At 60.0% G+C, this 12,426-nt stretch carries 12 protein-coding genes, 1 other RNA gene and 1 pseudogene; 5 read left to right on the plus strand and 9 right to left on the minus strand.

Translation table 11 applies throughout. The features are described 5' to 3' along the window. Together HMPREF2857_RS11350 and HMPREF2857_RS10025 are read right to left on the minus strand one after the other, a co-directional pair. On the minus strand, positions 1-286 hold a 286-nt coding region (locus tag HMPREF2857_RS11350; RefSeq protein ID WP_371441573.1), incomplete at its 3' end, for a hypothetical protein. A 61-nt stretch (positions 287-347) separates the two neighbouring features. Next, positions 348-1,688 (minus strand): glutamine synthetase family protein, encoded by a 1,341-nt coding sequence (locus HMPREF2857_RS10025; RefSeq protein WP_005511085.1) that lies wholly within the window; start codon positions 1,686-1,688, stop codon positions 348-350. Between the two features lie 140 nt (positions 1,689-1,828). Between HMPREF2857_RS10025 and panB the strand changes: the two genes are divergently transcribed. Both panB and HMPREF2857_RS10035 read left to right on the plus strand, forming a co-directional pair. Further along, positions 1,829-2,638 (plus strand): 3-methyl-2-oxobutanoate hydroxymethyltransferase, encoded by an 810-nt coding sequence (gene panB, locus HMPREF2857_RS10030; RefSeq protein ID WP_246819696.1) that lies wholly within the window; start codon positions 1,829-1,831, stop codon positions 2,636-2,638. 30 nt (positions 2,639-2,668) lie between these two features. After that, positions 2,669-4,492, plus strand: a complete 1,824-nt coding sequence (locus HMPREF2857_RS10035) for a CYTH and CHAD domain-containing protein (protein WP_070644097.1) — start codon at positions 2,669-2,671, stop codon at positions 4,490-4,492. A 12-nt stretch (positions 4,493-4,504) separates the two neighbouring features. Here the strand turns inward: HMPREF2857_RS10035 and HMPREF2857_RS10040 are convergent, their stop codons facing one another. Next, positions 4,505-4,708 (minus strand): SPOR domain-containing protein, encoded by a 204-nt coding sequence (locus HMPREF2857_RS10040; RefSeq protein ID WP_016423068.1) that lies wholly within the window; start codon positions 4,706-4,708, stop codon positions 4,505-4,507. Positions 4,709-4,971: 263 nt separating this feature from the next. On the opposite strand from HMPREF2857_RS10040, the gene HMPREF2857_RS10045 reads away from it, so the two are divergent. Continuing rightward, positions 4,972-6,135: a galactokinase family protein gene (locus HMPREF2857_RS10045; RefSeq protein ID WP_070644100.1), complete on the plus strand. Its 1,164-nt coding sequence runs from the start codon at positions 4,972-4,974 to the stop codon at positions 6,133-6,135. Positions 6,136-6,146: 11 nt separating this feature from the next. Here HMPREF2857_RS10045 and rnpB read toward each other — a convergent pair. From rnpB to cobC, 5 genes and pseudogenes are all read right to left on the minus strand, one after another. After that, positions 6,147-6,611: RNase P RNA component class A (rnpB, locus tag HMPREF2857_RS10050), an RNA gene on the minus strand. Positions 6,612-6,670: 59 nt separating this feature from the next. After that, a pseudogene (locus tag HMPREF2857_RS10055) lies at positions 6,671-7,336 on the minus strand (histidine phosphatase family protein); the annotation flags it as partial. 24 nt (positions 7,337-7,360) lie between these two features. Then, the gene (locus tag HMPREF2857_RS10060) at positions 7,361-8,104 is read right to left on the minus strand and encodes a zinc ribbon domain-containing protein (RefSeq protein ID WP_070644142.1); all 744 of its coding nucleotides are present in this window, start codon (positions 8,102-8,104) and stop codon (positions 7,361-7,363) included. 5 nt (positions 8,105-8,109) lie between these two features. After that, positions 8,110-9,297, minus strand: coding sequence for a Nif3-like dinuclear metal center hexameric protein (locus HMPREF2857_RS10065; RefSeq protein WP_070644107.1), 1,188 nt, complete (start codon positions 9,295-9,297; stop codon positions 8,110-8,112). A gap of 69 nt (positions 9,298-9,366) precedes the next feature. Continuing rightward, positions 9,367-10,500 carry an aminotransferase class I/II-fold pyridoxal phosphate-dependent enzyme gene (gene cobC, locus HMPREF2857_RS10070; RefSeq protein WP_070644110.1) on the minus strand — a complete coding sequence of 378 codons (1,134 nt, stop codon included), beginning with the start codon at positions 10,498-10,500 and terminating at the stop codon, positions 9,367-9,369. A 35-nt stretch (positions 10,501-10,535) separates the two neighbouring features. On the opposite strand from cobC, the gene HMPREF2857_RS10075 reads away from it, so the two are divergent. Both HMPREF2857_RS10075 and HMPREF2857_RS10080 read left to right on the plus strand, forming a co-directional pair. After that, positions 10,536-11,216, plus strand: a complete 681-nt coding sequence (locus HMPREF2857_RS10075; protein WP_070644112.1) for an HAD hydrolase-like protein — start codon at positions 10,536-10,538, stop codon at positions 11,214-11,216. Between the two features lie 68 nt (positions 11,217-11,284). Further along, entirely contained in the window at positions 11,285-11,788 is a 504-nt protein-coding gene (locus tag HMPREF2857_RS10080) for a low molecular weight protein-tyrosine-phosphatase (RefSeq protein WP_369707166.1), read from the plus strand. On the opposite strand, the gene HMPREF2857_RS10085 is transcribed toward HMPREF2857_RS10080, so the two are convergent. Further along, positions 11,785-12,366: a GtrA family protein gene (locus HMPREF2857_RS10085; RefSeq protein WP_042388795.1), complete on the minus strand. Its 582-nt coding sequence runs from the start codon at positions 12,364-12,366 to the stop codon at positions 11,785-11,787. The two genes, HMPREF2857_RS10080 and HMPREF2857_RS10085, sit on opposite strands and share 4 nt — an antisense overlap. Positions 12,367-12,426 lie beyond the last annotated feature (60 nt).

The following is a 12,426-nucleotide window of genomic DNA, read 5'->3' on the forward strand; positions in this document are numbered from 1 at the left end:
GCGGCACCTGCTCGCGCATGGCTTCATCGAGACCGGACCAGGTGGCCCAGTTCTCCAGCTTTCCCTGCTGCTCCAGCTCGTCGAGAGCGCCTTTCAGCCGCACTAGCGCCATGAGCGCCAGCTTGGGGTCGCTGGCTCCGGCAAGACCCCACAACAGATGTAGGGACTCCTCGTTGTACCACCCCAAATCTTCCAGGTCAGCGCGCGTCCGATCGTCGTTACGCAAGCCCAGCGCTGCGGGCCGCGGCACTGATTGGCGAGATGTGCGAGGTCGATTCATCACCATTGAAACTGGTCACCCAAAAAACAAATTAAAGACGAAAAAGGAAGGGGGCGGTACGGGGAAACTAGTAATCCAGAGTTGTGCGCAGCTCCCACTGCGTCACCTGACGCTGGAACTCGCGCCACTCGCGCCACTTATTGAGCAGGAAGAACTCGTAAACATGGTCACCGAGAGCATCGGCCACCAGATCGGAGCGTTCCATCTCCTGCAGCGCCACCTCCAGGGATGTCGGCAAATCGCGGTAGCCCATCGCACGTCGTTCCCGCTTGGTCAACTCGGAGATGTTGTCCTCTGCCTGCTCCGGAAGCTGGTAACCCTCCTTAATTCCCTTCAAACCGGCGGCCAAAATCACCGAGTAAGCAAGATACGGGTTACAGGCCGAGTCCAAGGAACGAATTTCCACCCGGCGCGAATGTGCCTTACCCGGTGAGTACATGGGCACACGCACGAGAGCCGAGCGGTTGGCCATGCCCCATGTCGCGGACGTCGGAGCCTCATCGCCAAATGCCGTGCGCTTGTAGGAGTTGACCCACTGATTGGTCACAGCGGAAATTTCGCTGGCGTGGGTCAGAATGCCGGCAATGAAACCCTTTGCGGTGTCCGAGAGCTGGTTTTCATCATCCGGGTCATGGAATGCATTGGTGTCCCCTTCAAAAAGGGAAATGTGCGTGTGCATGCCGTTGCCCGGCAAGTCCTGGAAAGGTTTCGGCATGAATGTCGCCTGCACACCATTTTTCATTGCAATCTGCTTAATGATGTAGCGGAAAGACATCACGTTATCCGCCATAGTCAGCGGGTCGGCGTAGCGCAGATCGATTTCCTGCTGGCCCGGCGCGTTTTCGTGATGGGAGAACTCCACAGGGATTCCCATGTCTTCCAACACCGTGATCGCTTCTTGGCGAAAGCGCGGTGCGCGGTCGTAGACCGCCTGGTCAAAGTAACCGCCATTGTCCGTTGGCACCGGCGGCTTTCCATCAGTAGCCAGGCTCTCTACTAGGAAAAACTCAATCTCCGGGTGGATGAACGCGTGGAAGCCCTCGTCGGCAAGCGCCTTAATTTGGCGGCGCAGCACCTGGCGTGGATCTGCCCACGACGGCTGACCGTCGGGCATGACGATGTCGCAGAACATGCGCGCGGACGTGATTGTGTCTTCTTTATGCAGACGCGGCATGACCTGAAACGTCGAAGGATCCGGTTGCGCGATAGTGTCAGCCTCGGAGACGCGGGAAAAGCCCTCCACCGCGGAGCCATCGAAACCAATGCCCTCTTCAAAGGAGCCCTCGAGCTCAGCCGGTGCGACGGCAACGGACTTCAGATACCCCAAAATGTCGGTAAACCACAGACGGATATAACGGATATCTTGCTCTTCGATTGCGCGGAGGACGAATTCCTGCTGACTGTTCATACTTTCCAACGTTACCCAGGTGCCCGGATTCGCGGTACACATTTTGACCATCCGGCGTGGCTAGCCAACTGCCGCACCCGTGCCATAACCGCTGCCCTCGTGGCCTCGAATTGCGGGTGACTATGGCATGCTCTATTGACATGAGCGGAAAAAAGATTCGTCTGAATAATCTGGCCGAATGGAAGGCTGAGTCTCGCCCCTGGGCAATGCTGACTTGCTACGACTACTCCACCGCGCGCGCTTTTTCCGCCGCCGGTGTCGAGCTACTGTTGGTCGGCGACTCTGCAGCAAACGTTGTCTACGGCTACGACACCACCACCGAGATCTCGCTGGAAGAAATGATCCCGCTTGCGCGCGGTGTCGTCCGGGGCGCTGGCAACGCACTTGTTGTTGCCGATCTACCCTTCGGCACTTACGAGGCCTCCGATGAGCAGGCCGTGCTGTCCGCCGCGAAGATGATGCGCGAAACCGGCGCACACATGATCAAGATCGAAGGTGGCGTTCGTATCGCTCCGCGCATCCGTGCGCTGGTCAACGCCGGCATTCCGGTCATGGCGCACATCGGTTTCACCCCGCAGTCCGTCAACGCGCTGTCCGGATTCAAGGTACAGGGGCGCGGTGCGGGGGCGGAACAGCTGCGTGCCGACGCCCATGCGGTAGCCGATGCTGGTGCCGCGGCCGTGGTCCTGGAGATGGTGCCTGCGGATCTGGCCACCGAGATTACCCGCGAGCTATCCATCCCGACCTGTGGCATTGGCGCTGGTAATCAGTGCGATGGCCAGGTTCTCGTCTGGCAGGATGCCTTTGCAGTTCCGGCCGATGGCCGCAGGCCGTCGTTTAGTTCGGTGTTCGAAGAGGTCGGTGAGATGCTGACCATGGGAGCGAAGCAGTATGTCGACCAGGTGCACTCCCGCGAGTTCCCTACTGAGGCGCAGAACTTCTCGGGTTAGCTCTTCGATTCAGGGGTAGAATTAGTGGTTATGGCATCTAAGTCTGGTTCTAAGTCCAAAACTCCAACTGCGGCGTTGGAGGTGGAATCTAAGTTCTCAGCTACCCCAGAAGTGGTAGCCCCATCGTTCGATTTCGTTCCACAGGTTGGCTCCACCACCACTGAGGTGCGAAATCTCTCCGCGATTTACCTGGACACGGCGGACCTGCGTCTGACCCGGTCCAAGCACACTCTGCGTCGCCGCACGGGCGGCCCCGATGAGGGGTGGCATCTGAAGGCGCCGGGTACCGGCGGTCGCCTCGAATATGGCGTTGGCCTGGAAGAGGGCTCTGTTAACGGTGAAGGCCGCGATGCCGACTACATCGTGCCTACCGAGTTGCTTGCCCCCGTGCGCGCAATTGTGCGCAATCACCCGCTGCAACCAATCGCGCAGGTAGACAATGAGCGCCACGTCACCACGGTGTTTGCCCTCGATGGCACGCCCATGGCGGAGTTTGCGGATGATCACGTCACGGCGACTTCCTTCCTCGATGGCGGCGAAACCACTACTTGGCGTGAGTGGGAGATTGAGCTGCTCGGGGATTGGGCAAATCACCCGGACGGTAAGGCCGTAATGGCAGCGATGTCCAAGGTCGCTGAGGTGGCTGGCGCCGTGCCGTCGGAAAGCCCTTCGAAGTTGGCGACGGCGTTGGGTGACTCCATCGACTCCGCTCCCCTGCCGCCGGTTCCAGCGAAGCTGCCGAAGGGTACTCCGGGGCGCACTGTGGTCGATGCGCTGGCCGCTAACGTGGCCAAGATGGTCGAGTACGACCCGAAGGTACGCCGCGATGAGTTTGACTCGGTGCATCAGATGCGCGTCGCTACTCGTGAGCTGCGCAGTCATATGCAGACCTTCCACGGCATTGTCGTGGGCGATAAGGTCGCTGAGTTGGAGAGCAACCTCAAGCAGCTGGCGGGTGTTCTCGGTGTGGCTCGTGACGCTGAGGTCGTCGCTATGCGCTGGGAGGAGCTGCTGGCCAATCGCGAAAGCGCCGCTTTGGGCGAGGAGCTGCGTGCGAATCTCGTCGAGGATGTCCAGAAGGACTACGAGCGCGCCCATCATCGCGTTATTCTCGCACTCAATTCCAGCGAGTACCTGCAACTTCTCGACGATCTCGATGAGTTCCTCGCCAATCCGCCAATTGCCGCAAATGCGGACGAGGCCGAGGCTGGGGAAAAGAAGTCTAAGAAGAAGGATGATTCGCTTGCCGACGGCGCGGAGAACGCAGCCGCAGAGGATTCTTCGGCAGCCGACTCCGAGGTCGCGGCTGAGCCTGATACTGCAGCAGCCGATGCAGCAGTTTCCACGACCTCAGACAAGGCCGCACCGGAGAAGGTAGCGGCACCGAAGGAACTCGACACCACTGCTGTGCTGCTCGATCACCTGCGCAGCGCGTTTTCGAAGTTCCGTCGTCGCCACAACCTGGTACTCGATGGCCGCGAGGATGCTGATCTGCCAGAGGCAGATTTGGACGAGCGTTACCACGATGTCCGCAAGGCTGCGAAGAAGCTCCGCTACAGCGCGGAAGCTGCTCAGAACGCGGACCTGCCGACCGAGAAGCTCTACGCTGCCTGCAAGAACCTGCAGTCGGTTCTCGGTGACTTCCAGGACACCTGTACTGCGCGTGACTTCGTGCTGGCTCGCGCTAAGCGTGCTTCCCGTTCGGGCAGGGACACGTTCGGATACGGCGTGCTTTACCAGATGGAGTACTACGACGGCCTAAAGGCCCTGGCTGAGTACGACGATGCCGTGGCAAAGGTTTTCAAGGCCTTCCGCAAGATGGAAAAGAAGATTAAGAAGGGCAAGAAGGCCTAAAGGCGTAGAGCCTTATTTTTCAGCTACGCCCCAGTCGTCATCTTCTTCATCCCAGTCGTCGGCCGCCTTGTTGCGCTCGGCGACTTTTTCCATGGCAGCGCGGGCTTCCTCTTCGGAATCGTAGGGGCCCATTCGGTCGTCCCAACCGGTTTTCTTCCCCTGAAACACCGTGCCCGTCGACGGCTGGTAGTACCACTTACTGCTGTTGTCGCTCACGATTTTTCTCCTCTTCCACATCGAGAACATGTCGAGTTATCAAGCGGTTCTGCCACCGCCAACTCCACACATAAGCAAACTTGCAGAGAGGCAACCATTTGCCTGCCATGTGCGCTGCGGCGACATAAAATCCCAGTATATAGGTTTGTCACTGTCCCCCGACCCGGGTATTATCGACGGAATTGTTCACCTTAGAACACAAGCGTTGAACGCGAACACTGCACACCAGCACTATGAGTCCGATCTCTGGAGAGGTTTCACCCATGCCCGCCGCACCCGCTGTCGTAAACGACGTCTTCGATGCCGTCGGTTCTAATGCTTCAGTTGCATACGCCCCGGGTTCCATCAACCTGTTGGGTGAGGACTGCGCGTCCTCCGGCGGCATGCTCCTAGCCACCGCCATTCCGGCCTATGCTGCGGTCGGTATCGAGGAAATCGACGAGCAGCAGCTCGTTGTCGTGTACAAGCGCGAAACTACCAAGATGGATTTCCCGGATAGCGTCCCCGCCGCTTTTTCTCAGGTGCCGACCGCTGTCGCGGCTGCCATCGTCGCATTGCAGCACTCGCTGCATCTCGTTCCGCGCAACAGCAACGGCCTGAAGGTCACCATTGCCTCCACTATCGCGCCAGGTCGCGGTTTTGGAGAGATTCCGGCAATTCAGTGTGCTCTCGCGCTGGCTCTCAATGCGCGTTTTGGCGACCGCGATGATGTACCCACCCGCACGCGTATTGCCACCGCTATCCACGAGACCATGGTGCAGATTAAGGGGCAATCGTGGCCGCTGTACCCCTACACCACGGCACTGCGCAGCCGCCCGGACAGCCTGCTATGCATCAACCACTCCGATGAGGCAGTCACGCAGACGGCTCTCCCTCAGTCGTTGGCACTGACCGTCGCTTACTCCCCCGATGTCACCGGCGGTTCGCCCGACGAGGAGCGCTACGAGTTCTTCCAGCAAGCCTGCGCCGCTTTTGGCGTGCCGACTCTCGCTAGCCTCCCCGACTCACAAGAGCGGGTCGCGGACTGGGTGCGTGCTCGTCACGAGGTGCATCCGGACGACGAAGACATCCCCACCATCGGCCGTGCCATTCAGTGGCTTGACGAAGCCGACGCATCCTCCGACCGCGCCCGCGCAGTCATCGGCCACATCCGTCACAGCGATATTCAAGCAGCCATCGCAGGGGTTTCGCGCGATGTCAGTGAGCGTGGCTCCGCGCCGTCGGCAAGCTCTGTGCTGGGGCAGATTTCCGAGCTGACCGACACCATCGATTGCGAGAAGATTGCCCGTTGTGCGCCGTGCCCGGGTGCATCGCTGGTGATGTGGTCCCACGTCGACGATGCCGATCGGATTGCCTCCGCGCTTAACGACGGCGGTTCCGAGACCATCCGTGTGGAGAACACTGCGGCCGGCGCGGTGGTCGAGTAATAAAGCTTGTGTGAACGAGTCGGCCTATGAGCCGGATTCTGTCCCTCGGCGCTCCTTTCGGAAAGCGCCGGGTGGCGATCATCCATCTCGGTCTGCCATTGCTGACAGCCTGAAGCAGCACACCCGCGAGTATCGGACGGGCAGCCCTCAAACACTCGCGCACGCGCACGACGAAGCATGCGCGATTTTGCCTTGCTCCTGGTGGGGTTTACCTAGCCGGTGCAATCACTTGCCCCGCTGGTGCGCTCTTACCGCACCTTTTCACCCTCACCGGATCTCCACAGCTTTACGTCAAAGACATCGGCTGTGCGCCCGGCGGTCTATTTTCTGTGGCACTATTCCCGCAGGTCACCCTGGGTTGCTGTTAGCAACCACCATGCCCAGTGGAGTCCGGACTTTCCTCGACAGCGGCCTGGACACACTCTGTAAAAGAGGCGTCCGGTTCCGTTAACTGCCGCGATCACCCGGCCGGCTCGCTCGAATGGTTAGTGTACCCGCCACAACCGCAATTCAAATAACCCGCCGTGCTCGGCTGCTAACCACGCAGGTAGCTGGTGTCGTTAATCAGCCGCACTGATGTCGGCCCATCTGCGTAGAACTCCGCGATGGAGAGGCTGGCCAGGTCCAAGTGCAGGCGAGTGAAGATTTCAAAGCCGCAGCCGAGCCCCTGGCGCAGCAGCGACTTGATTGGCGTGACATGGCTGACTACCAGCACATCCGAGGCACCGAATTGTTGAGCGATGCGCTCACGCGTGGCGCTCACTCGGCTATCGACCGTGCGGAAATCCTCCCCCTCCGGTGGCGCCACGGTCGGATCCGCAAGCCAGGAACTGTGCAGCTCAGGGGTGGCGTTGTGAGCCTCGGAGAAAGTCATGCCCTCCCACTGCCCAAAGTCGGTCTCGCGCAGATCCTCTTCAACGTGGATGTCCAGGCCGAGCGCTTTGGCTGCCGCCTCTGCGGTCTGCTGTGCACGACGCTGTGGAGAGGCCACAATCGCCGAGAAACTCATGTTGCCGCTATCGACCAACGCCGCCAGGTGACGTGCTGCCGCTTCCGCTTGCTGTCTGCCCACCTCTGTCAGGTCGGGGTTCGAACGGCTTCCCGAGTACTCCCGGCGAATCGACATTGGCGACTGCCCATGGCGCAGCAGCACCAACCGCGTGGGATCTGTAGTCGCACCCGTCCAGCCCGGCGCGCTATCGCGCTTGTCTGCAGCCTGGCTCATTTACGCGCCTTTCACCGCTCCCAGCGTTTCCGCACGCACAATCATCGCGCCACATTCAGGACAAAACGTCACTTCTTCCGGCGCAAGCGTGGTGAATTCATGCACGGTTCCTACATCGAGCTCCATGAAGCAGGAACCGCAGGTGCGTCCGTTTAAGCGGGCAACGGGGATGCCGTTAGCAAGCGCTAGACGACGGTACAGCTTGGCTGCCGAACCATCAATGAGTTTGTCAGCCTCTTCGATTCGGGTCTCAGCGATGGAAATGCGCGCAATGAGGTCAACCTCGGCGTCGTTAAGCCTTTGCTTGGCGGCGACGATGTCATCGTGCGCCTCGTCGGCGTCGTATTCGTGCTCAGCGTCGACCTGATAGGCCTCCTGCATGCGCTCGTACTGCTGGAGTTCCTGTTCAGCGCGTTCGCGGCGGCGCTTGGTGGAGCGCAGGTCGTGCTCGAGGTCACGGCGCGTGGATGCGTCTTCTGCGGCACCGAGCGACAGACGGTCAGCCTTTTCGCGGGCCTTCAGCTTGTTGATGTCCGATTCCAGCTTGGCAATATCGCGGCCGATATCGGAGGCGCTGAGCTTGGAGCGCGCTGCCTCACTGGCCTGACGGCTGTGCTTTTTGCGCAGCTCCTGCAACTCAGCACGCTCGGGCAGAACGTTCTGGCGGGCGGTGAGCCCATCCAACTGAGTTTGGTTTTCCGCCTTTTCCAACATCGCAACTTGGATTTGTGGACTAAGCCTCATGGTCTTCACTTCCTTGCCTGTGTCGACGATTTTGCCACTGTCCAGGGATCGGTGCGCACCTCAAGGACCTCGGTCGCGACCCCGAGCCTCTCGGCCAGCATGTCTGCGGCCTGGTAGCACCAGGGGAACTCGCTGGCCCAGTGAGCCGTGTCCACCACGCAGAAGTCCGCGGTCCGCAGTGTCTCATCGACAGGATGATGCCGCAGGTCAGAGGTAACGAACGCATCGACGCCCATCTTTGCCACAGTGTCCAGGAAAGAGTCACCTGAACCAGATGCGACGGCAACCGTGCGAATCATCCGCTCCGGATCGCCTGCGCCACGCACGCCCCATGCCGTTGCAGGCAGGCGCTCAGCCACACGGGCGACGAAGTCCTTAAATGGCATCGGCGTATCCAGCGTGCCCACTCGCCCAATGCCCACAGCCTGCTGTGGATCCAAGCCGGTGGCTTGATTGTCCACGATGTCGAAGGCCGGTTCCTCATACGGATGCGCTGCAACGAGAGCCTTGACAATCGCCGCGCGCACGGACCGTGGCGCGACCATCTCCAGGCGCACTTCCTCGACATACTCAATCTGCCCCTCGGCACCGATGAAGGGATTCGCCCCGCTCAGCGGGCGGAACTGGCCGCGGCCGTTAATGCGAAACGCACAGCTGTCGTAGTCGCCGATAGTGCCCGCGCCCGCCTCAAACATGGCTTGCGCGACCTTATCGACGTGATCTGCCGGAACCTTCACCGTCCAGGTATCCAAGCCGGGAGCCGGCTGCGGAGCCAGCGGCGCACCCGGTTCAACTCCGAGCACCGTGGCCAACTGGTCGTTGACACCCGGTCGGGCGCTGTCAGCGTTGGTGTGCGCTGCAAAAAGAGCTACACCTGCCCGGATCAGCTTATGAATAATCCGACCCTTCGGTGTATCCGCCGCCACGGAATTCACACCACGCAGAAGTAGCGGATGGTGCACAACGAGCATCTGAGCACCGGAGGCAATCGCGCGATCTGCAACCTCGTCAGTGCAGTCCAGCGCCAACGCGATACGACGCACCTCATCCTGCGGGTCACCGCAAATCAGGCCGACTTTATCCCAGCTCTCCGCCAGTGCCGGCGGGTAGGCCGCATCCATCGCCGCACGCACGTCGGCGACGGTCACCACCGTGTTATTACCCTCGGCACGGGTCTGCGCAGAGTCCGTCATACATCCATCCCTTCAACATGCATTTCTCTCCAGCTTCTCTTCCAGCGTAGTGAACTCTGCCCCGCCCCATCAGTTCTGCGACAGCAAATCCGCTACTTCCGCAATAAGCCGCCGCACACTCGTCTCGTCCCGCACAGCCAGCCGCCACCACGAACCGTCCAAACCGGCGAAGGTGTCGCAACGCCGCACGGCTACTCCGCGCGCAGCGAGCCGCTGTCTCAGGCGCTCGTGCTTGACGACGTCAACCTCCGCAGCGCCCGGACCATCATGCGTGCTCAGGGCAACCCCCGGGCGTGCCAGCACAAAGGGAGCCTTGGAATCCAACACCTGCCAGCCGGCGGCTACTAACAGCTGTGTCATAGCCTCGCGCTGCTGACCAATCTCAGCGCGGATTTGTGGCAACAGCTCTGCCTCGCGACGCGCGATTGCCGCCATAGAGGTAAGTTGCAGCGTGCCCAGTGGCCAGTGCGGACGCAGTCGCCCCAACTTCGCCAGGAGCTCAGGGGTTCCCAGCGCGTAACCACAGCGCAGGCCTGCGATTGCCCAGGTCTTAGTCATGCTGCGGAAAACGATGACATTATCGGGGATACTGTTCGCTTCCCCCGGCCTGCAATCAGCTAGCGAGCACCGCCGAATAATCTCACCATCGGCGACGTCCATAAATGCCTCATCCACGACCAAGATCCCACAACGGCTGGCGAGCCCCCGCAGGTCATCCGCTGAATGAGCAACACCGGTGGGGTTAGTCGGATTGCCGATGATGACCATCCGGCCGTCAAGCTGCTGGGAATGCGGGGAGGAGGCGTTCTCGTGGACGTCGGCAAGCGTAGGCGTGAGCGTGTACGGCGACGGTAGTACCAGCGAATCCACCCCGACTCCCGCGGCGCGGAACGCGGCTTCAGGTTCGGTGAACTGCGGCTGGACGATGGTGGCGGGCAAGCCCAGGTGCGGCAAGAGCGAAAAGCCCTCGGCGACGCCGTGGAGAAGCAGTACCTCGTCGGCGCTGCGATTGTGGTTGGTGGCAATGGCAGCGCGGACGTCGGCATCGAGCTGCGCAGACGGATACGCGGCAAGTTCTCCGAGGGACGTGGCCAGCGAGTCCTGCAGCCACTGCGGTGTGGTGCCGTGAACATTGACGGCAAAGTCCAGGTCAGCGCCATGGGCGGCCTGATCGCCGTGATAGCGCAGCGGGTCGTCTAACATGCCATCCAGCCTAATGACCTTTTAGGATGAACAATATGTCCACTGGCCATCGCCCCACTGTCCTTATTGATGTCGACGGCACCATCGCCGATTCTCTCCCCGCAATCGCACATGGATTCCGCCTTGCATTGAAGGCAATTGACCACCCATTTCCGCCCGAAAGCTTTATCAACACGATCCCCGGCCCGCCAATGGTGGAGACACTCGCATCCCTCGGACTTTCCGACGAACAAGTCGACCGAGCCTTCGCTGTGTACATGGAGCATCAACACGCCGGTGCTTGGCAGCGTGCCGAGATGTTCCCCGGCTGGCCGGAGCTCCTGCGCGATTGGCGGGCAGCAGGTGTCCAACTAGCCACTGCGACGTCCAAGGGCGACTACTTCGCCCGCAAGACCCTGGACAATTTCGGGCTTCTCGACGCCTTTGACTTCATCGGCGCCGCCAGCGACGACGGCTCACGACAGACAAAGACCGAGGTCATTGAGTACACGCTCAAGGAGTTGGGCATTGAAACCGATGAAGCAGTGCGCCCGCGTGGTTCGGTCGTAATGGTCGGCGATCGTATCCATGATTTTGAGGGCGCCGCACAGTTCGGTATCCCCGCCATCGCTGTTAAATGGGGCTACGGCTCAGAATCTGAGTGGGCATCGGCAGCGGCGGTGGCGTCCTCGCCTGAGGACCTGAATCGTGTTGTGCGGGAAATGTTGTATCTTTAAGACTCGTCAACGATTAGTGACAATCCTATTTTTATTTTCCGAGAAGTTTGGTTTTGCCTATTATGCTTATGAACTCGTCGCATCGTACTGAGTCCGTGTACGTCGTGTTTGTCTGCTCCGGAAATATCTGCCGCTCCCCCATGGCTGAAATCATCGTCCGTGACGCGGTTGAAGCCAATGCGCTTGCCGACGATGTCCTGCTCGCCTCCTGCGGAATCGGCGGCTGGCATGTCGGCGAACCCGCCGACGAGCGAGCACAAGCCGAGCTGGAAAATGCTGGCTACGATCCGAACCACACCGCGGCACAGCTGGGCGATGAGCACATGGATGCAACGCTTTTCATCGCCATGGATGAATCGCACATCAATGGTCTACTCCACGCTGGCGTGCCAAAAGAGAAGATTCGCCTGATGCGTTCCTTCGACCCGGCATCCCCGAAGGGGGCCGTCGTGGCCGATCCTTACTACGGAGGTCCGGAGGGATTCGTCCGCACTCGAAACGAAATTGAGGCCGCGACGCCGGGAATCATCGCATGGTTGCGTGAGACTCTGGCGCTGGCCTCTGAGCGTTAAGGTTTCAAAACAACCTTTTCTTTTGTTTTGCTGGCATTGCCCCGGTTTCGAAACGCCCAAATCTTATTCAAGATGAAGTTAGCGGGCGTACCCAAGATGACGCCGATGAGGTTTGCCCAGTAGAGGCGGTTCCTAAAGCCGGTGGAGTCGTCGAAAATATCCACCGGCAGTGCCAGTGGCGAGGTGGGGTTAGTCAGCAGCGTGATAACAACCAGGTTCACAATCAGTGCTGAGATACCTGCAAATAAAAACGGGAAGAACTGTCTAAACCAGTTCGGGCGATTGTCAGTTCGGAAAGTCCAGGACCGGTTGAGCTGGAAGTTCCAGATGTTAGCCACGACAAACGCCAGAGTTGCATAGACGTGGGAGTAACGGATATTCCACCGCGTTCCGAACAAGTTCATAAACACGTCGTGCTCATTGGTGCCCAGACTGAGGCCCAACTTGCGGGCAATAATCACGACAATCAGGTTGACAACCACACCTGTGCCGCCGACCAGACCGAACTTGATGAACTGGCGCGAGACTGTGCTGAAGCGGCGTGAAGGCGAAGATTTCGCTGTTTGCGTGCCCACCACGACACCTCTCTTTCCATCTATCCCCGGGTAGATTCCCCGTCAAATACGCTCAAATAACTT

It is taken from the genome of Corynebacterium sp. HMSC076C10, from assembly GCF_001812455.1.
Classification (GTDB): domain Bacteria; phylum Actinomycetota; class Actinomycetes; order Mycobacteriales; family Mycobacteriaceae; genus Corynebacterium; species Corynebacterium jeikeium_D.